Consider the following 21303-nt stretch of genomic DNA (forward strand, 5'->3'; position numbering starts at 1 on the left):
AGTATACGAATCCGGTCGAAAACTATTATCGGCACAGAGCGACAACGCAACTTTCCGCATTCTATAAATTTGCCCTGCAGACGGGATCGCACGAAATTCGCGATATGTTTGCTAAAGTAGCATCGCAGCAGAGTCTCAACCTGGCTGATCTCCTCACAGTGATTGAAAATCAGGCTGTAGTAGATTTGTCTAATGAGCATTTACAGTTGCTTCAGAGCGAATTTGACGGTCACGTTCTATTAGCTCTAGCCGACCTATTGGCGAATACTGCTCAGGACGATCTGGATTTAGAATCTGCTGTCCAAATTTATGGATTTGTCACCGCCATATTCAGCGACCCGGTATTCGCGGATCAGAGCAAATTGTTGTATGTTGAAGCGCTTAGCGAGCTTGGGCAACACGATGCTGCTATACGATTCGCTGAAAAGTTCGAAATTGACGAACTAGCACCTCTTCAAAAGGAACTTCTCAAACTTCAACGTATTGGTCGTTCTGAGGAGGTACTCGACGCTTGGCTAGAAGCGCTAAATCTTTTCTACGTCGCACTAGACATGTCTGAGGTAGCGCTTCTAAATGATCAGACTGTTCCGCTTCTGGATCGTCTTACTGCGAAGTCGTCCCGAGGCATAGACGGACCGAAGGTTTCAGTCATTATGCCAACCTATTCACCAGGCCCAGGAATCAAAACTGCTCTACGAAGTCTCTTGCAGCAATCCTGGAAGAACCTAGAGATTATCGTCGTGAATGATGCCTCTCCTGAGGCATACGAAGAGACTTTTCGAGCCATTGAAGTGTTGGATCCCCGCATCCAAGTGATCCATCAGACTGACAATGCCGGTGCGTATGTTGCGAGAAACACAGGGCTTGCGGTTGCTACGGGCGACTTTGTAACAACCCATGATGATGACGATTGGTCACATCCCGACAAAATAGCGACTCAAGTCAACTTTATGCGTGAGAACCCGTCAGTCGTGGCCACCACCTCGGCACATATACGAACCACTGAGGATCTTGAATTTCGCCGGGTCAATATTCATGCGAAATTTCTGCAGACTAACTATTCGTCCCTGTTGTTTCGAAGGTCTACAGTAAGCACAATAGGTGGTTGGGATACCGTCAACCGGGGCGGGGACGCCGAATTCTATACCCGGCTCATAGAATATTTTGGAGATGACCGTGTCGTTGCGCTAGTGGACAGGCCGCTGTCGTTTAGTCGTATCTGGAAGGGGTCACTAACTTCTGGCGAGATGTCTCGTGGTCGGTTCGCATACTCACGACTCTTATATCGTTGGGCTTTTCGTCAATGGCATTGGGACTCGAAGAAGGCGGGGCGAAATGCTGTTCGCATGCCAGGTGACATTCGCCCCTATCCAGTCCCAACTTCTTTTGAACCGGGACAACGTGATAATCACCGTGGTTTCTATGACGTCATTTACGTGACTGATTTTGCACGTCAAGCGCAGTATGTCGATTACGCGCTTCAAGACATGCAAGCGCTTGCCAGCGCAGGTCTCAGGGTGGGTTATATGCATTTACAATCACCCGAAAACATTCAGCCGTCAGGTATGCCGAAACTGCTGGCAGAATTGCAGCTTGGAGAGCAGATCAGCCAAATATCGGAAGTAGATAATGCTGAAACGCGTCTCCTGTTGGTATATGGCCCCTCTATTGGGATGTTCGCAGACCGGGCGAATTCAAAAATAGTGAGCCATAGAGGTCTGGTCGTCGAGCGAAAACTGGCAACACTATCGGGATCTGAACAGCGAAGCGCTTATTATCTGAGAACCTCACTCCAGAATTTGGACGCTGCATTCGATACTGAGTTTGATGTTGTCGGCGCTACAGCAGCGGACCAATCACGCTTGCGAAGGAGTATAGGTCGGGGCCGGGTTCTGCCAGATAGTATGACTTGGAGTACACATATTAATGAGTATCCAGCAATGGTGGTCCCACCCAGTGAGGAGCCCGTCGTGGGTTTTCACTCATATGGAAATCAGTATCGTTGGCCAAGCAACGTCGCAGCGTTCAAGAGTGTCTTTCATTCGGAGGATTTTAAGACGCGCTTTATGGGGAACCTTGATGCGCCGATTAAGAAGTTTGGTTCTGAGGTTTTTCGTGATGCTGAAATTGTTGATGCGTCACAAACGTCTTTAGCGGATTTCCTAGCAGACATCGATTTTTGGGTTTATTGGCCCCATGGTCGCCTCGAGGAGGATGTTTGGGAACCTGTCTTACATGCGATGTGCTCGGGCAAAGTTGTCATATTGCCCAAAAGATATTCTTCTGTCTACGGTCAGGCTGCGGTTTATGCGGATATTGAAGAAATTGCAGATGTTGTAGCCCGTTTACAACGTGATCCTGTGCGTTATACAGCGCAAGCGGAGCAGGGTCAGAAGTTCGTACGGGCTCAATATACGGATGAAAACTTCATCGAACGTGTGACCGCGATCCTTGGATCTGGGGATTGACTTACCCGGCTGGTTTTTCTGGATGAGTTGTCAAATCATTTGGAAGAATTGCCGCGCTAGGTTTCGTACATAAACTGACCTAAATTTGAGTTAGGGGAGACCACAGACTCGCGAGTGAGCATTTCTATGCCAAAACCTGTGTATAGCATTTGCTGTGAGCTAGACTCCCCGGACATCCACTTCTGACGGGCTGGTCATGCTACCAATTGCCCGATCGACGAGTTGTCTTTGAAACTACTATGAGAACCGGGGTGGGGAATACAAAATAGACCATATCCAATTGCGTCGTTGAAAACGTTTGTATTCGATGCATGGCCGAATGTTATCGCATAGCTCCCAGCGAAGTTATCGGACCAAAGGAATTATCCAGCCTCACTTTATTGAAGCCGGACAATAACTGAGAAGCCCTAGAACCTAAGCCAGAATGTCTTGGAAAGCAGTGGCCTAGAATAATGACTAACAGATTGCTGTTGCCGACTATCTCAGTATTCGTCCAAGAATATATGAAAAACGTTGGAAGTGGTGTTCCAAGAACATTCTCCACTCGAGGAGGCTACAGGTCCAGTGGATAGCAGAGAAACACGCGGAAACTGCGATATGACAGTGTTGGATTGTACTCCGAGATACAGTGCAGGCTAGTTCAGGGACCCTGTACGCTGGCCACGACAAAGACCGGACCTTATCTTATGCGTCGCGTGTCTCCAGGCGTATTGGTTCAATTAATTCTTACACACCGATGTCCCGAGAAACAGGCGCACCCTCGTTTCTGCGTAGCCGAAAAAAATCCATGCACATGGCATTGGCCCTTTTACTTACTTAAACGTCGCGTTTAGACACGCTTACCGCGTTCGATATGCAAAAATGGCAGGGATACTTAGTTAGTTAGCGTTCGTTGTGTCGGTATCAACGGTCAGAGGGTAGGTTCATATGGATGTTCCCAAGGAACAGAAATGGAAAACCAGGATGAAACGCCTGATATTTAAGGGTGGCACACCAAGTTCGGGTCGAGTTCCCCGGACTGATGGGCAGAGTGAAGGTAGTGCTCCAACTCCGGTAGCTTTTAGTAGTACCGAGAATTTCTATATACACCAGCTCCAAAATGATCTTGAGAACTTCGAACGTTTTGCCCAACAAAGTCAGTCGAGAGCAATCTTGGAAATTTGGGCTCGTGTCGCTTCGAAGGGCAGACACTCTCTTACGAGCCTGGTGGCAGAACTGAATGAATATCTTACCTGTCAGCGGGCCTCGAACAATGATGCGCCGTTGCAAGACCCCTATGATGTGCAGGTCCTGTTGTCGCTTGCAACACTGTTATCAAATACAGCACGCAACGACATGGACATTCAAATGGCCATCGCTGTATTCGACTACGTACGCCTCGTTTTTGGCCGAACAGTTATAAATCATCGCCAATCGTTGCATTATGTGGAAGCATTAGGCGAAGTTGGCCGTTACGATGAACAAGAAGCACGTATAGCTGAGCTATCTCTGGGCGTCACGGACCCAAATCAGGTAAGGCTTTTAACCGTCAACAAGCTTCGAGATCAAGGGTCACTAGACCAATGGCTGGTGGCACTTAACGATCTGTATTCTGAGTTGGATATGTCGCAAGTAGAGCTCACGGACGAGCAATCTCTCCCATTGATGGATCGATTGGCGAGGCGGACTGAACTACGAGTCCACGGTCCCCTGATTTCTGTAATTATGCCAACGTATTCTCCAGGTCCAGGTATTCATACTGCCGTTCGTAGCTTACTGGAACAAACGTGGCAGAACATCGAGATTCTCGTAGTCGATGATGGCTCACCTGATCGTTATAACGACCTCTTTGATAAACTGGCTTCAATCGATGAGCGTGTCCGTATAATTCGAACGGGAAAAAACGGCGGAGCTTACGCGGCTCGAAATGCCGGACTAGCTGCTGCTACTGGTTTATTCGTAGCCACTCACGATGACGATGATTGGTCTCACCCAGATAAATTGGCTATGCAGGCACATGCTTTAGTTGAGGACGAATCCTTGGTTGCCAGCACAACAGCGCATATTAGAACAACCGAAGATATGCGTTTTGCACGTGTTAACTCGCGTCCCGTACACTCGCATAAAAACTATTCGTCAATCATGTTTAGAAGAGACGTGGTTAACCATATTGGTCCATGGGATACGGTCAATCGCGGGGGTGACTCAGAATTTGAAGCTCGTCTTGCCATTTTCGGTGGTGGTAAGCAAAGTATTCTAAACATTAATAAGCCAGCCTCTTTCAGCCGTGTCTGGCCTGGATCTTTGACTTCGGGCGAGATGAAGCGTGGATACCATGCTTATTCACGCCAGTTATATCATCAAGCATATTCGCAATGGCATAAACGAAGTATTGTTGATAAGAAATCGGTTGTTCTGTCAACAGGGAGCCCGAGACCCTACCCCGTTCCGACGACATTTGAAGCAGGGAAGCGGAATAATGATTTAGGACTATTTGACATAATTTTTGTATCAGATTTTTACAACGGCGCAAAATTCGTCAACAATGTCCTCCGGAATATCGAGGCATCTTCGGAAGCTGGCTTCAGAGTCGGCTTTATGCTGTTAAATTCTCCGCAAACTTCGAAGCGCACCAGGATAGCTTCGCGCATATTAGAGCTTCAAGCTGCTGGTGTAGTTACTCAGGTGTCCCACGATGACATCGCCGAGACTCGTTTGCTCATCGTCTATGACACTTCGATTGGTATGTTTCTGGATGAGTTGGAGTCAAAGGTAAGGGTTCAGCGTGGTTTAACTATTTATGATGAACTGCCAACGTTGGTGAGTCAGAAACCGCGGAATCCTGTTCTGCTCCATCAGGCGTTGCCTTATCTTGACCGTAGCTTTGGAACGCGTTTCCGTATTGCAAGCACGAGTCCTGCGGGTGCGGAACTCCTTGCTACATCGGTTCCGCCTGCGAGACTTCTCGGTAGAGACTTTGTTTGGAATACACCTCTCCCGGAATCACCGCGTGATGGGATCATGGCGCCGTCGGATACACCAGCAGTTGGCTACCATTCCTTTTCTAACAGGCTTCGTTGGCCCTCGACTCAAGCTGCGTTTAATGCTGCTTACCTATCAGAACATTTCCATACGAAGCTGTACGGTCATTTAGCACCGGCACGTAAGAAGTATGGCGAACAATGTTTGGCGGAAGTTGAAGTAATAGATTCGGATGAAAGCACCCTGGAGCAGTTTTTTGCTGATATTGATTTCTGGATCTATTTTCCAGATGACCGAATCATGGAAGCCACTGCATGGCAACCTGTAATTGAAGCCTTGCAGGCTGGCAAGGTGGTGATACTTCCAAAATATCTCGAGCGACTCTACGGAGAGGCCGCGATTTACGCAACCGAAGATGAGGTCGAGGCGCTCGTTCGTGAGTACAGCGAAGATCACGAGAAATATATTCGTCAAGCCAATTTGGGACGGACCTATTATCTGGAGCACCATTCTCTTGCCCATTACAAGCAGTGGATAGAGAGATTGACTAGTCTTAGTTCAGTAGACCGTTGAGTTTTCTATGAAGAGTCGGCAAATTAGCAAGATATGAATGTTCAAACAGGGGATGGGTTTCGAATGGCCGGAATGAGTCAAAGAGATATGACTCAACTTCGTCGAGAAGATCTACTTGACGATTATTGGAAGATATCAAAGCGCCGAAAAGGTGCGCTCGTCGCAACAGCATTGAGGACCCGTTCCATGAGTATGCGGGACATCCTGGTGCATGGTGCGGTGAAGAACGCGAGTAGTTCGGCAGAACTGAAACAACTAGTTTTCAGTGGTTCTCTGACCTCGGAAGATATTAAAAGTATTGAGGGTTTTGCTGACCTTGGCCGGTTGATCCTTCTACAGGATATACATGAGGACGATAAAATCTTTGGTGAGAAGGTTTTGAAATTCGCCTTAGCATGTTCTTCAGGTCAAAAGTTGTCGAGGAAGAATTCTCTTGCTCTTATTCAGCATCTCATCTCATCGGGTAACGCGCATGAAGCGCAGGAGGTGCTCGAACTTCACAGGGGTATTGATTCCGATTATTTCAATTATCTCGAAGCGGAACTCAATAACCCGTTTACGCTTGGCAACGAAGATACATCAGAACGATGGCTCAAGCAGTTCAATCGTATGTTCGTCGATAACGATTTAGCGCCAATTTTGATTGAAGGGGACGCTGATTCGGCACCGTTTGACCGTTTGAAGTCCGTTCCTGATGCTGAAAATATTATGAACGAGGCTGCGGCGCGACCACTGGTAACTGTAGTTCTTACCGCCTATAGGCCGGATGAAACTTCGCTTCGGACCTCAGTTCGTTCCATATTGAACCAAACCTGGGAAAATTTGGAACTGATAATAGTCAATGACGCGTCGGGTCCGGAATTTGAAAGCATATTCGCTCGCATTCAAGACTTAGATGCACGCATCCAAATTGTCCACTCAGCGACGAACCAAGGAACTTATGTTTCACGAAATATCGGATTCGCTCTGGCGCGTGGGGAGTTTATTACCGGACAGGATGACGACGACTGGTCTCATCCGGAAAGAATAGCTCGCCAAATCCAATATTTGGACGATAACCCGAATGCAATTGGGTGTAGGGTCACGGCTGTGCGTTGTGACGAAGTTTTGAGTCGCGTTCGTCCAGGTTATTCCCCGCTGGGGGAAAATGCTTCGTCACTCATGATCCGGAGAGAGGGCTACGAGGCGGCCGGAGATTACCTCGAGGCGCGAAAGGCCGCTGATACTGAGTACTATTTTCGCGTGATGGAAGTGACGGGGCGGCCGATGGGCAGGGTGTGGGCACCCCTCACAATCATTCGCATTTTATCCGATTCATTGTCACGTGGTGATTTTTCGCCAGGTTGGAAGCATTCTGCGCGTCGGAGTTTTCGATCATCATACGAGTTCTGGCATCGCACTAAAGCGCCCCATGAAATGAAAATAAGGGGAGGAACACAGCCATTCGTAAAAGTGCCGAGACGTTTTTTGGCTCCTAACGCCACGGTTCCCTCGTCTAAGCTGGATGTGGTTTTTGCGGGGAACTGGGAGAAATTAGGTGGTCCTCAAAAATCGATGTTGGAAGAAATTGAGGCGCTCGTTGATGCCGGCTACCGTGTTGGTGTCATGAATCTTGAAGCTGCTCGATTCATGACAAATGATATACAAGTGCCACTCAACCCACACATACAAGGGCTAATTAATGATGGGTATGTTGATGAGGTTCTCTATGATGACCCGGTACACGTTCGGCTTTTGATCCTCAGATATCCACCCATCCTCCAGTTCTTCACCGCGGACACAACTGGACTTGAAGTTGATTCTATGGTGATCCTTGCGAATCAGGCCCCTTCCGAACAAGACGGCCAAGATATACGTTACTTAGTTCACGATTGTCATGCGAATGCTAGGAACGCCTTTGGGGTAGAACCTGTTTGGGTACCGCAAGGTCCTCAAGTGCGCCGGTCCCTTGAGCACTACTTGACTTCGCCGGTACTATCCGAGGTTGATTTCCCCGGTATTCTGAATATCGACTCTTGGTGGCATGACCGTCGCTGGCATAGGAGCCTTACACCTGTTGTTGGACGTCATTCGCGAGATGACTCAATGAAATGGCCGGAGGACGAAAGTACGCTTCGGGAACTGTACCGGGTCGATGGTTCTTATGACGTAAGAATCATGGGCGGGGTAAAAAGTCCCCTAAAAGTGTTAAAGATGGGCCAGGCCTTGACAGGTTGGACAGTATATGAGGCAAACGAAATCGCTGTCAAGAATTTTTTGCATTCTTTAGACTACTTTGTTTACTACCAACATAGCGAAGCGATTGAGGCTTTTGGACGTGCCATACTGGAAGCTCTGGCCTCTGGAGTCGTCGTAATACTTCCCAAAAAATTCAGTGAAGTTTTTGGAGATGCAGCGTTATATGCGAATCCCGGAGACGTAGGAACGGTCATTCAGGCGCTCCATTCGGACTTTTCTGAGTATAAGAAACAAATAGATAAAGCATATACGGTATTAGATACTTACTTCAGCTATCGGTCCTACGTCAATAAAATAGAAGGACTTTTGAATGCGCTTGTTGAGCAGGAGGAAAGATGACTAGACGCGATATGCTCTTTTTCGGGCTTGGGACATTAGTAGCATGTATAGGCGTCATTGCGTCTTTGCTCGGATCTAAAATTATCGGGATAGTCGCTACCCTTGTTATAGGAAGTCTCATTCTAGTTCTGCTCCTGTTGCAACGTAAGCAAATGGCAGCGATGCAGCAGAGAACGCTTGGAATTCTTAGGAAAGTAAACTCCGGATACGAGATTGTATCGGCTTTGACTCAGCCGCAGAGCGAACAGCATCTAAGTAAAAAGGAAGTTGGCGAGGCGCTGCAAGTCCCAACGAAGAAACTCGTTGGTCTGCTTCAAGCACAACAGATGCAAATTGATGCATTGAGTTCTCAGATCGAACTATTAGATCGTAGCCGGACCAATTCAGCGAATGACCAATCTGAACTCTGATCACATCGCAGCACGCCTGAACGCCTCTAATACTTACAATCTGGTTTCGTACTTTGAGAAATCACAGGAGACACGTAATGCAAGTTGCATCCGAATATTTTGTGCGTGTTGCTCGAATTGGTCGGCCTCACGGTATACGCGGTGAGGTGACGGTTGAGCTATTTACCGACTCGCCCGAGACTCGATTCGTAAAAGGCAATGTGTTTTCGGTTCAGACTGATGGTTCTGCCTCAAAGATGTTTCCGGAATTGACGGTCGAGAAAGCGCGCTGGAACAAGAACATCATGCTGCTCAAGTTCGCTGAGTTCTCAGATCGCAATACCGCCGAGTCGTTGCGAAACAGTGAACTCTACGCTGAGCCTGAAGAGGCAGATATAGATGAGGACAGTTGGTATGCAGACGACCTCATCGGTCTATCAGTCCACGAGGATGACTTTGAAAACCCGTCTCTGGGTGAAGTGTCAGGTCTCATAACTGGCGAGGCACAGGACCTGCTCGAAATCCGCTTGACTGATGGTCGTGAAGTCCTGCTCCCATTCGTTGAAGAGATCGTTCCTGAAATCGATGAAGAACGCGGCGCGATTGTCATAACCCCACCACCTGGCTTGTTGGAGCTGAATCAAAGCTGATGAGAATAGATGTTGTCAGTATCTTTCCTGAGTACCTCGAAGCTCTGAACATATCCTTGTTGGGTAAAGCTCAAGACTCTGGCCTACTTGAAATCAATGTTCATGATCTGCGCGATCACACGTTTGACCGTCACAAGACGGTTGACGATACTCCATACGGTGGTGGTGCCGGCATGGTCATGAAGCCAGAACCTTGGGCGCTAACTCTCGAGGGGATTCTGGAGCAATCGCCAGTGGAGAGACCTGTGCTCATCGTGCCGACACCTTCCGGGGAGGTGTTTAGTCAGCCTGGTGCTTATGAGCTCGCGGAGTCGGAGCATTTGATCTTTGCCTGTGGACGTTATGAAGGTATTGATGAACGGATGTTCCATTGGGCGCGCGAACGTTTTGACGTGCGATTGATGTCGCTGGGTGACTATGTGCTCAATGGGGGAGAAGTTGCCGCGCTAGCAATGATCGAGGCGATCGGTCGTCTGGTCCCAGGGGTTGTGGGAAATCCAGAGTCGCTAGTTGAGGAATCACACAGCGATGATGGGTTACTGGAGTATCCCGTCTATACGAAGCCATCGTCCTGGCGAGAGTATGAGGTGCCAGAGATCCTGTTATCTGGGGATCACGCCAGGATTGCTGCGTGGCGAAAAGAACAACAAGCCGAGCGTACACGTACTCGGCGCCCGGATTTATGGACAAAACATCAAAATATGGCATAATAGCCAGTTGTGCCTAATGGGTGTGCAATCTGCCGTGGGGGATTGGCTCGCCAACGTTGGGCGCCGGGGAAGTAACTCGTGTTGCACCTCGAAATCTACAACCGCAAGCCGTAGTGCTTGCTGATGTATGTGGGCGACCTGCGGCGATCCACTAGGAGTAGACTCCATGAATCTTATTGATCAGCTGAATCAGAAGACCGTCCGTGACGACGTCCCAGACTTTCGTCCTGGTGACACCGTTGCTGTTCACGTGAACATTGTTGAAGGTAAAACTCAGCGTATTCAGGTTTTCGAAGGCTATGTATTGGCCCGCCAGGGTACCGGCGTTTCTGAAACCTTCACTGTTCGTAAAACTTCGTTCGGTGTAGGCATTGAGCGTCAGTTCCCAGTGCACTCGCCAATCATCGACAAGATCGAAGTTAAGAAACGCGGTCACGTTCGTCGTGCCAAGCTCTACTACATGCGCGAGCGTAGTGGTAAGGCTGCACGTATTCCGGAAAAGCGTAACTAACTGCTAACGCAGTCGTGACGAAATCGTCATCACCACAGCGGGCCGGGCATTCTTCTATGAGTGCCCGGCCCGCTGTTGGTCTTAACCGATGGATGCTACTGGCGCTGATACTGGTCGTTCTTGCCGTGGCCGCTGTTTTTGGGCTGCGCGCCTATCACCTAAATACCTATACCATTCCATCGGCTTCCATGCTTCCGGGATTGCAAGTCGGGGATCGTATTGAGATTGACCCCGATGCGTATCAAGATGCCGTGCCGCAGCGTGGTGATGTTGTGGTGTTTGACGGTGCCGGGAGCTTCACACCCTATGAATCAGAGACCACGCTAAAGCGCGTCCGTGATGGAGCACTTGGTTTAGTTGGTATCACGCCTGAGCAAAATGCTGTGGTGAAACGGGTTGTCGGTGTCGAAGGCGATACCGTGGAATGCTGTGACGATGAAGGACGGTTAGTCGTCAACGCAGAAGCGCTCAATGAGCCGTATCTGGCGGAACCTGACCGTCCAGCCTCACAGAGTCCCTTCAACGTAGAAGTCCCAGACAATCGGGTTTTTCTGCTGGGGGATAACCGTTATGACTCTATCGACTCACGGTCCCTGCTCGGAGCTCCGGGCGGGGGTATGATTCAGATGGATAAGATTTATGGACCGGTGAAAGCAATACGATGACAGTAGAAAATACAGGCCGCAGACCCAGGAAACGCCGCGGCGGCTTCTTGGGCGGGATGAAAGAAATCCTGCTCATCCTTGCGATCGCCATTGTGGTGTCGTTTGTGATTAGGACCTTCTTCTTTCGAGCCTTTTTGATCCCATCTGGCTCTATGGAAAACACGCTGCAGGTCAACGACCGTATCTTCGTCAATCTCATGGTTGATGGAGAGGAGCAGTTGGAACGCGGCGATGTGATCGTATTCGAAGACCACCAAGGTTGGCTGCCGCCCTCTGAGAGTGACCCGAACCCGTTCTTGCAGGCACTGGAATTTGTTGGACTGTATCCTTCGACTTCTGAACAGCACTTGGTAAAACGGATCATCGGGATGCCAGGGGACCACGTGACAGTTCAGCCAGAAACACGTCAACTGGTTGTCAACGGCGAGGCTATTGACGAGCCATATCTGGCGCCCGGAAGTACCGCCTCCGACATTGATTTTGAAGTGACCGTCCCCGAAGGACAACTTTGGATGATGGGTGATCACCGCGATGCCTCGGGCGACTCGCGCGCTCACATGGATGGCCCAAATGACGGTTTCGTCAACATCGATCATGTGGTGGGACGAGCGGAAGTTATCGCTTGGCCGATCGATCGGTGGGGTGATGCGGGTTCAAAGGATGAACCATTTGCTGAGGTACCTGAACCGTAATGCAGGCACCTGATCTTGCGATTGAATCCCAACTAGCACACACCTGTGGTGGGACGGTTATTGCCGGCATGGATGAAGTCGGCCGTGGAGCTCTCGCCGGGCCTGTAGCTGTCGGCGTAGCTGCCGTGGATATAGCGGTGGCTGTTCCGCTGGAAGGCCTCAAGGACTCCAAGAAGCTCACCGCATTGCAACGTGAGCGCATGACTTTAGCCATCCCTGCATGGGCTATCACGGCTGTGGGCTTTGCCTCAGCAGAAGAGATCGACACGCACGGACTCTCGGCAGCACTGGGCCTAGCTGGTCGACGCGCCTGGCATGAGTTAGTAGAAGTCTCTGGAAGTGCTCCACATGGATTGGTACTTGACGGCAACACGCAATGGTTACAGACAGCGCCCCAGACGCTGTGTGAGGCGCTTTCCCCGATGGAGGCGCACACTGTGCTGCAAACTAAAGCCGATGCGCTGTGCTCGACCGTGTCGGCTGCGGCCATTACCGCCAAAGTGGCACGCGATGCACTCATGGTCGAACTCGCCCAGCAGTATCCTGACTATGGCTGGGATCGAAATAAGGGCTATGGTTCTGCTGCTCATCGAGAATCGCTCACAACGCTGGGTGTAACCGAATATCATCGTCGCTCTTGGAACCTTGTGCCTGACCAGTTGCAACCTCGTTTGTTGTAACCGATGTCCCGTTGGCGAGCCGAACCAACTACGATGTGAGGCATGACTGATCGCGATGATGAGTTAGCCCAGTACGCGGCTGACCAAGAATTAAACCTGTACCGAGAGTACCGGGACGTGGTCGGGCTATTTCGATACATCGTCGAGACGGATCGGCGATTCTACCTAGCTAACTCGGTTGAAATGGTTACCCATGATGAAACCGGCGATACCTACTTCGAACTCCTGCTCGATGATGCATGGGTCTGGGATGTTTTCCGTTCCTCACGGTTTATCCAGCGAGCGCGGATCTTGAGTTTTCGAGATATCAATATTGAAGAGCTCCCCAATCGTGAGGATTCGACAATGCCGGCAGACGGGCCACACGTGCCACCGTTGTCCGACTAATCAGCCTGTCGGTTTTCGGCTCGTTGGCTTCTTACGGGGTTATCCACATTCGATAGCTCGGCGCTGCACTGAATTTGCAGAGTCGGTAAGACTATCAGTGGAGGTGAGGCCACATGACATTCAACCCCTCACAACCAACTGCACAGGCAGTTGGAATATATGGCGAAGATATCGCCGTGGATGCTCTAGCAGCAGCTGGATATCAAATCCTGGAACGCAATTGGTCGGCTGATGCCGGTGAAGTCGATGTTATTGCTTATCACCGTCACCATCTTGTTGCCATAGAAATCAAAACCCGGGCCGGCCGAGATTTTGGTGACCCCATTGCAACAGTGACACCAAGGCAACTGCGTCGAGTGCAGCGAGGTTTGCTGCACTATAAGCGCTCCGTGTACCCCAAGTATGCTCACACACCGATACGCGTTGATGTAGTAGGTGTGCTGGTGGATCGCGACGGGGAGACAACGGCAGAACTACTCCAGGACGTGTCCTAATGGAACCAACCCCACAGGCACCGGTTGTCCTCAACATGCACTCGGCCACCAGGATCGGGAGAAGCTACAGCGTTGCCCTCACCGGTATGAAGGGCCAGCTCGTTTCAGTAGAAGCAGACATCGGCAATGCGCTGCCAGGCTTCACGCTGCTGGGACTGCCCGATCAATCTTTACAAGAGGCCAAGGATCGCATCCGCGCGGCCGCACGAAACTCTGGCCTCAACCTGACACGTCGGCACCTAACCGTCAATTTAACGCCAGCATCAATCCATAAACGAGGATCGCTCTTTGACCTAGCCATCCTTATGGCAGCCTGGGGAGCGGACTATGCAGTCCAGCAAGAGACCGGGCCAGTATTCTTAGCAGCGCTAGGACTCGATGGCTCACTCCAATCAGCTCCCGGTATTCTTCCGGCCGTCATCGCAGCGGTGGAAGCCGGCCATACGGACATCATCGTGGCAAAATCATCCCAAAGCCAAGCTCAGTTGGTACCTGGGGCAGTCGTGCACGCCTACCAACACGTTACCGAGGTTGCTCACGCTTTTGGTGCTCCGATAGAGCCTCTACCCCAAGCAATTCCCGCGGCACATTCGGTAGCCAGACAAGAAACACCAGAACAAGTGGTCGACTTAGCTGAAATTCACGGCCAACATGAAGCCCGTTGGGCGTTAGAAATCGCCGCGGCCGGAGGTCACAATCTGCTCCTGCTTGGACCACCGGGTGCCGGCAAAACAATGCTCGCCCAGCGACTACCGACCATCATGCCGGCAATGGATACATCCATAGCGCTAGAACAGGCTGCGATTCGTTCACTTTCGCAGGGCTACGACACCGTCACCACTTTGCCGACAAGGCCTCCCTTTCAAACGCCTCATCATGCGGCAACTGTCAGTGCACTCCTAGGAGGCGGTTCAGGCGCTGTCCGCCCCGGAGCGGTATCAATGGCGCATGGGGGAGTATTGTTCTTGGACGAGGCTGCAGAATTCAAACGGCCTGTATTGGATACACTTCGCCAACCCCTAGAGACCGGTAAGGTGATGCTTCACAGAGCAAAACACACTGTTGAGTTTCCGGCTTCATTCCAACTCGTACTCGCAACGAACCCGTGTCCCTGTGGTTATGGTTACGGTACAGGTAAAGCGTGTAGCTGCACGTCCCTGCAACGCAGACGCTACGCCGCAAAGCTCTCGGGCCCTTTACTTGACCGGGTCGACTTACAAGTCACCGTCGAACCCGTGACATCCCAGCACCTGAGGGCCACGAGCTCAGCAGAATCGTCAGCAGTCGTCGCCGCACGCGTGGCTCAAGCAGTGAAACGTGCACAACAAAGACTTGCACCTTATGGGTTTCGCCGGAACCACCAAGTACCCTTGAAACTATTTAGCGAGCCAGAGCTGCAAATAGCGGACACGGGACGACGGAACCTGGAAGACGCCCTAGATGCTCAGCAAATTTCCGCGCGAGGCTTCGGACGTATCTTGCGCGTTGCGTGGACCATTGCAGATCTGCTCGGCTCAAAGCGCCCAACGGCTGAGCATATTGATATGGCCCTGTATCTCAGGCTCAACACAGGTGGTGGTAACCATGTGTGAAGACCGTATCCGTCGAGCACGTGCTGGCCTGACCCAGATCATTGAGCCAGCCGATGCTCTTGGCGTGGTTGCTTCTAAAGCATGGGGACCAATCGAGCTTCTGGACATCATTGAAGGAACCACCCCCTCCCAGCGACAATGGAAAGCCCTGGTAGGAGAATATGCTCAGGACGGTCAGTTCGCGAAGACCCTTCGCAACAATCTGGGCAGGGCAATTGAGCGGTGGAGACGAAAAAGCAGCTATCTCAAACCAGAACAGGCATTGGACTACATCCACAACCTGGGCGGAAGGCTCGTGATCCCTGAGGATGCTGAATGGCCCGCTGCGCTCGCAGACTTGGAATCAACCGAGCCAATAGGTCTGTGGACTCTCGGCGAGAGAACTGTGCCACCAGTGGATAACATCGTCGGACTGGTGGGCTCGCGGGAGGCTACGAGCTACGGTGACCAAGCAACACGGATGTTGGCTCAGAAGGCACGGAAAATGGGGCTGACAGTACTGTCAGGTGGCGCCTACGGTATTGACGCCCAAGCCCATCATCAAGCGCTCGAAACGCCGGGGCAGCATGTCGCCACGATCGCCGTGCTAGCCGGGGGACTGGACCGACTTTATCCAGCCGGAAATATAGAACTCCTTCGAAAAATTGCCCGCCAGGGTCTGTTGATTTCTGAGATGCCGCCAGGGATGCGTCCGAACCGCTATCGATTCTTGAATCGAAACCGCCTGATCGCAGCATTAGCGCGCGCAACGATTGTGGTGGAAGCACGTTATCGCTCTGGAGCTCTCAACACTGCTAACCATGCTCACGACCTGAACAGGACAGTTGGCGCAGTGCCGGGGCCTATTAACGTGCCGAGTTCTGCCGGATGTCACCGACTCATTAAAGAGACACCAACGCTGTTGGTAGACGACGCGACGGACCTAGGCCGAATGTATGAACCCTTGGTTGCTGAAGAACAAACGTCGAACGAGCATGATCATCAACGCAGCTTCGATATGTTGTCTACAGAAGAAATGCTGGTATTCGAAGCCCTCCCATTAAAGGACCGAACGAATATCCAACACCTATGTGAGATCACCGGACTTGCAGTGCCCAGTATTACTGGAATTCTCACGAAATTGTCCCGACATGACTTAGCAGATTACGATGAACATGGGTGGAGAAAAGCAAAGAACGTTGTGGCGTGATTCTGTTGCCAGCCCAGAATTTGACTCAATTAGACCTCACGTATTGACTAAACTGTAGCTCTAAAATGTTAAATATGGTTGAGTTGCTTGCCGGTTTAAGAGGACTGCAGACATCCCCTTCATTCGAGCTGATAAGTGGGAGAACGGTACACTTGAGTGGTCATCAAAGGACGGTCTAAGTAAAGGTAGTCGATGAGTCCACGTAAATCGAGAGCACATGTTAGATTATCGACAATACGAAACTCTCTTGTCCATTCAGGGCATAAAGTTGATTGTATTCTTTTAGCTTCGGTGTTGTATGATACAGCTTCAACGCCCAAAATTTGCGTCGCCGTTAGTTGTCAGCAGTAGGCAGGGAGACCGATTTTAGCGCGGAAAGATCATTTTGAATTGCATCAATCTGATCCCGAATTACCGCAATATCGTCAAAAGCATGTATTTCTAGTTTGTCAGGTTTTTCAGAATCAATATCGGCAAACACACGCCGTATTTCATCGGTATTCGTGTCGAGTAGAAATATGATGTCATCGAGCTTTTTAGCCTGGACAGAAAGTTTCTTAAGATGCGCTTGCTTAGACATGGATCTAAGGATCTGTTCTTGATTACGAATTGAGGTCTCCAACCGCCTCTTCAAAAACGCATTCGACCTATAGTGTCTTACTGCGAGCCACAATACAGAGGATATAACAGCACACACTATTATCAGTGGAGCTGTAATTTGTAGCATGGAGCTGTCGAAGAGTGTCCAACTCATGATGAGCAATATGACGAGGATGCTCTCTAGCAAGACGAATGATTTCACACTGGCGAATGATTTCATACCGAGGTCCTTTTTAATTTCGTACGCTGAATGAAGTTTAATAACGTGATAAACGTTCGAGCAGATGTGCTACTAAAATCCTGTGAACGGGACCATTGGCAATTTGCCTTCGAAATTTGGCGCCAAACTACCGGGTTACGGTATAAATTGCGGGACAAATTAGAGAGATCCATGGCATCTCTAAATCCCACCGAAACCAGATTAGAATGTTGGTTTTCTGATGCCTCTGTAATTCTTTGTAATACTGGCACGCCGTGACGCGTAGCATCGATGATGCTCTCCGGGTAAGAAATACTCGTGGATAAGAGTATAGCTAAACGCACAGTTAGCAGTCGAGGGACAAGCTTGGTTTGCTCCAAGCACCAAATTTCATCGATTCCAGGGGGAGCCTCGACTTTACTGTCGGGATCTTGGCTGGCATAAATTTTCGCCTCGGGTATGGCTGACCGAACTGCGCGCAAAAAATCTGGAAAATCGTCCCCCACTAATTTGGGATCCGTCAGCTGAGCAGCGTCGCCAACATACACTCCTTTCGAAGTGTCAAACTGGGCTAAAGGCCGGGGAGGGAAAGGCTCGAAACCGGGAAGCTCGATTGGTGTATGCCCCAGCGCGCTGTAATCGAGCTTTGAAATCCAGCTGTCACTGAATACGCCCATTCGTACCAACCCAGAGAATCGCTCATTCCATATACTCAATTGATCAAGCGTTTCATGTCCGGGTTCGTGTGCAGCGGCTGATTGGACAAGAACAGGGGTTCCGGATCGCGCATAATGTTCGACGACGCTATGGACTCGTTGCAAGTTGAGGTCACTAGCGAATACGAGAGCTAGGTCTGGATCAACAAAGCGATGAGGCTCGGTGGACAGAAGATGCCTTGACTCAATAAGACATCCATGCGCCCGCAACAGCTCCTCAGTAGTTGATGCCTCTTTGCTCAGCCGGCCACCGGTGCCCAGACGCTCATCGATCGCGTCGTAAATATTGATGCGTGTGGCTTGTCCCCGTTTTGCTTCTATCTTTTCTAATCTCGGCCATGGGGAGTTCTCTTTAACAATTTTTGTTACTGTGTCAGCCACGTTGAGACTTTGACGAGCTGAAGGGTGCTTTCTGAGAGAAGCTTCTGAGATTGACTCAGTGGTTTTCAACGGCGAAGCTTCTCGGGCTCGATGCGCAAGTACGATCATGGGTACTATTTGTTTTCTTGCAGCAAGCGCAACAAAAACATCTGCCATGTTGGGGACCCTAAAATCCGCAAAGTCAAGACGTAGTGTGTCGGTATGAAAACCACTAGCACCGGTTCCTAAAACGTGTACGGGAATATCTTCCTCGACAGCACGGAAATATGTGAAAGTCTTCCGAGAATTTTGACTGTAGTAATCATTGAACGGCTCTAGAATAATTGAGCCGTGCCAGCCGACTATCGCCTTCCTCTCATATCGCTCTATGCCAGAAAGTAAATTAGAGACGTGGTATTTAGCGTAGGCGATGTCGTCATCAACTGTGATGTAGTAGCCTGTGAAGCCGTCTAGGAAAGCAAATTTCCCCCGATCTCCAAGATCCGGACCCGTGTAGAATTTTACGTTATTCGGAACGGTACGGCATTGTCTCGGTACGCTAGCCATTTGGTTCAGGTATACAAACACTTCATCGACTTGTGGCGCGATGCGATTGAGGACTCTGGCCAAAGTTGACTCACGTCCTGGCATTGTCGCGATACCAACACGAATCGTATCTCGATAATGCGTCGAATTCCGGCTTAGTTCCTTCATGGACGCTCTTGCTTTCGTTCCGACTTATGAGGAGGTCTAAAGGCAAGCGCGAGAGGTCTAACAACTCCATCACGTTGAAGCCTACTCATCTCACGAGGACTCAGCGCTTCGACGGGTACTGGCTGTGGAAATTTTCTTGAGCCCCTTCGTGTTCCAATCGCTAGCGCTATTAGGCCAATGACGGAACTGTTCATCTCTCGAAACTGAGTACTATAGCCCATTTAACGTTACGCCCCCACGACTTAAAATATTGTGTTTTCTAGAATTATCTGCGTATAAAGCATCTACTATATTCCCATGTCTACCGGTCGGAAGTCGAAGGTATGACGGACGGTCGGTTTCCTGGGAGCTGCTTAAATAGGATTTACCTAGCTAATTCGATATTTGGCAAAAACAGTAGCCTGTTCACGACTGAATGACACTACTAGGCCTACAATTTTCGGGTGCCCCGAAACTTGCTTCACTGGACAACTGCCACTAATTCTCTATCGAAATAGTGAGTTCTGAATTTGCTGTTTCGCATTCTGAGGTGAGCCCATATATCCAATTTCGCCGATGAATTAAGTTCTTCTACTTCTGCGCTGGTTGTTTTTCTTGTCCGAGAAGTCTCGTACTAATCTTAACCATCGTCCATAAGTTGGACTGACAAAAAGGGTTATCACTAGTTGTGAAACAGCTTAGGCCAACGACAAATGGGGCAACTGCAAGATCAGAGGCGATTAGCAACGTCAATGACCCGACCTAGTGGAAGCAGTGGTGTATCAAGGGTGGTGGGTCCTTATATTCGACTTGAACAGCTTGTTGCAGGATCGCCTGTGGAGTGGTGGCTATAGTTTTAATCGATACATAACTACGTGTAGGCGATAGGGCTGAATTCTTGATTCTTGAGAGTCCCTGTCGACGCGATGAGAAAGCGTTCTTACCGTTGGACCAGTGGCATTAACGGAGCTGCTATTTTTCGTCTGATGCGATCTGGACGGCCGATCATCCTGGAGTATAGCGATGATGAACTGCGGCTTTCTGGTGGCATAAGGATTTGTCATAAGGTTGATATCAATTCCCTGGCGAGCCCAGGATGGAGCTCATGTCCGACTTCGTTATCGTTGAAAGGTAGGTGTTACAGTATGCCCCCCGCAAGTAGTACCTCATCTCAGGATGCAGAACTCATAGAAGAGTACTGCTATCACTTGGCACATGAGCTGAACCGTTCAGAGCATACAATTCGGTCATACCGTTCGGACCTTACGGGGCTTGCATCAGACCTGCAATCAGTCCCCGCCCAAGAGACAGATTCAATTTTTCGCCAGCTGACGCTGGACGATTTACGGCAATGGCTAGGTCAACTGACTAGACACGGCATGAGCCGAACAACTCTGGCGCGCAAAAGCACCTCTGTGCGGCAATTTATGGCGTGGTTAGTACGCCAGGGGATACGTGAAGACGATCCGGCCGCACGCCTCGTTGCTTCTAAGAAAGCGTCGCATCTGCCTGACACCCTCTCCCAAGCACAGATGCGACAAGCACTAGAAGGTTTGGAAGTCAGAGTATCTGAAGCAGACCCCAAGAACGGGGGCCCCGTGGCCCTGCGGAACATAGCGATGGTCGAGATGCTGTACTCCACCGGCATTCGCGTTGCGGAACTTGAGGGCCTTGATATTGATGACGTAGATTTTTCTCGGTCGACGATCAAGGTAACCGGTAAGGGCAAAAAGCAGCGCGTGGTACCCCTGACCCGGCCCGCTGTGAAGACTCTCGACACCTGGCTCAAGCAAGGCCGGGTGCATATGGTCGCCGAGAACCACCACACTCCAGCCGTTTTTCTCGGCGTACGTGGAAAACGTATCGGGGCGCGACAGATTCGGGAAGTTGTCAACGACGTACTCCGAGAGCTCGGCAATACGTCGGCCTCGGGTGTGCACGTCCTGCGACACACAGCAGCAACACATCTACTGGACGGTGGCGCAGATCTGCGCTCTGTGCAGGAGTTGCTTGGCCACGAGTCACTGCAAACCACGCAACTGTACACCCACGTCTCGATTGACCGACTCCGGCAGGGTTATAACCAGGCGCATCCTCGAGCATAAAAGCAGATAGAATATGCGAGTCACATTGCTGTTCTTTTAGCTGCAGGACGGCGAGGTTAGCGACATTGTGAAGAGTTACGTGATTTATCGTA

The 21303-nt window shown here is 50.2% G+C and carries 17 protein-coding genes; 15 read left to right on the forward strand and 2 right to left on the reverse strand.

Going from position 1 to position 21303, the window contains the following annotated elements; genetic code table 11:
* Window positions 1-104 precede the first annotated feature (104 nt).
* The 14 genes from G583_RS16485 to dprA all read left to right on the forward strand — a co-directional run bounded on the left by G583_RS16485 (window position 105) and on the right by dprA (window position 16538).
* On the forward strand, window positions 105-2468 hold the full coding sequence (locus G583_RS16485) for a glycosyltransferase family 2 protein (protein WP_022871633.1): 2364 nt from the start codon (window positions 105-107) through the stop codon (window positions 2466-2468).
* Window positions 2469-3395: 927 nt separating this feature from the next.
* A complete protein-coding gene (locus tag G583_RS0113110; protein WP_084677398.1) occupies window positions 3396-6002 on the forward strand; it encodes a glycosyltransferase family 2 protein in 2607 nt (868 codons plus the stop codon).
* 33 nt (window positions 6003-6035) lie between these two features.
* Window positions 6036-8579, forward strand: coding sequence for a glycosyltransferase (locus tag G583_RS0113115; RefSeq protein ID WP_084677399.1), 2544 nt, complete (start codon window positions 6036-6038; stop codon window positions 8577-8579).
* Window positions 8576-8989: a hypothetical protein gene (locus tag G583_RS0113120; RefSeq protein ID WP_022871636.1), complete on the forward strand. Its 414-nt coding sequence runs from the start codon at window positions 8576-8578 to the stop codon at window positions 8987-8989. The genes G583_RS0113115 and G583_RS0113120 overlap by 4 nt, the downstream gene beginning before the upstream one ends.
* Before the next feature lie 77 nt (window positions 8990-9066).
* Entirely contained in the window at window positions 9067-9618 is a 552-nt protein-coding gene (gene rimM / locus G583_RS0113125) for a ribosome maturation factor RimM (RefSeq protein ID WP_022871637.1), read from the forward strand.
* On the forward strand, window positions 9618-10328 hold the full coding sequence (gene trmD, locus G583_RS0113130; RefSeq protein WP_022871638.1) for a tRNA (guanosine(37)-N1)-methyltransferase TrmD: 711 nt from the start codon (window positions 9618-9620) through the stop codon (window positions 10326-10328). The genes rimM and trmD overlap by 1 nt, the downstream gene beginning before the upstream one ends.
* A 166-nt stretch (window positions 10329-10494) precedes the next feature.
* The gene (gene rplS, locus G583_RS0113135; protein ID WP_022871639.1) at window positions 10495-10839 is read left to right on the forward strand and encodes a 50S ribosomal protein L19; all 345 of its coding nucleotides are present in this window, start codon (window positions 10495-10497) and stop codon (window positions 10837-10839) included.
* Window positions 10840-10853: 14 nt separating this feature from the next.
* Window positions 10854-11504: a signal peptidase I gene (gene lepB / locus G583_RS16070; protein ID WP_022871640.1), complete on the forward strand. Its 651-nt coding sequence runs from the start codon at window positions 10854-10856 to the stop codon at window positions 11502-11504.
* Window positions 11501-12196, forward strand: coding sequence for a signal peptidase I (gene lepB, locus G583_RS0113145; RefSeq protein ID WP_022871641.1), 696 nt, complete (start codon window positions 11501-11503; stop codon window positions 12194-12196). Before lepB (G583_RS16070) ends, lepB (G583_RS0113145) begins: the two co-directional genes overlap by 4 nt.
* Complete coding sequence (locus G583_RS0113150; protein ID WP_022871642.1) at window positions 12196-12876, forward strand: ribonuclease HII; 681 nt, start codon at window positions 12196-12198, stop codon at window positions 12874-12876. The genes lepB (G583_RS0113145) and G583_RS0113150 overlap by 1 nt, the downstream gene beginning before the upstream one ends.
* 42 nt (window positions 12877-12918) lie before the next feature.
* A complete protein-coding gene (locus tag G583_RS0113155) occupies window positions 12919-13263 on the forward strand; it encodes a DUF2469 family protein (RefSeq protein WP_022871643.1) in 345 nt (114 codons plus the stop codon).
* A 113-nt stretch (window positions 13264-13376) separates the two neighbouring features.
* A complete protein-coding gene (locus G583_RS0113160) occupies window positions 13377-13757 on the forward strand; it encodes a YraN family protein (RefSeq protein ID WP_022871644.1) in 381 nt (126 codons plus the stop codon).
* Entirely contained in the window at window positions 13757-15349 is a 1593-nt protein-coding gene (locus G583_RS0113165; RefSeq protein ID WP_022871645.1) for a YifB family Mg chelatase-like AAA ATPase, read from the forward strand. The genes G583_RS0113160 and G583_RS0113165 overlap by 1 nt, the downstream gene beginning before the upstream one ends.
* Entirely contained in the window at window positions 15342-16538 is a 1197-nt protein-coding gene (gene dprA / locus G583_RS0113170) for a DNA-processing protein DprA (protein ID WP_022871646.1), read from the forward strand. The genes G583_RS0113165 and dprA overlap by 8 nt, the downstream gene beginning before the upstream one ends.
* 334 nt (window positions 16539-16872) lie before the next feature.
* Here the strand turns inward: dprA and G583_RS16760 are convergent, their stop codons facing one another.
* Together G583_RS16760 and G583_RS0113180 are read right to left on the reverse strand one after the other, a co-directional pair.
* Window positions 16873-17118 (reverse strand): hypothetical protein, encoded by a 246-nt coding sequence (locus G583_RS16760; protein ID WP_156832122.1) that lies wholly within the window; start codon window positions 17116-17118, stop codon window positions 16873-16875.
* Between the two features lie 236 nt (window positions 17119-17354).
* Window positions 17355-19127 (reverse strand): hypothetical protein, encoded by a 1773-nt coding sequence (locus G583_RS0113180; RefSeq protein ID WP_022871648.1) that lies wholly within the window; start codon window positions 19125-19127, stop codon window positions 17355-17357.
* 1124 nt (window positions 19128-20251) lie between these two features.
* Here G583_RS0113180 and G583_RS0113185 point away from each other — a divergent pair.
* The gene (locus G583_RS0113185) at window positions 20252-21211 is read left to right on the forward strand and encodes a tyrosine recombinase XerC (protein WP_022871649.1); all 960 of its coding nucleotides are present in this window, start codon (window positions 20252-20254) and stop codon (window positions 21209-21211) included.
* The last annotated feature ends 92 nt before the right edge of the window (window positions 21212-21303 follow it).

The organism is Yaniella halotolerans DSM 15476, from assembly GCF_000420805.1.
In the GTDB taxonomy this organism is placed as follows: domain Bacteria; phylum Actinomycetota; class Actinomycetes; order Actinomycetales; family Micrococcaceae; genus Yaniella; species Yaniella halotolerans.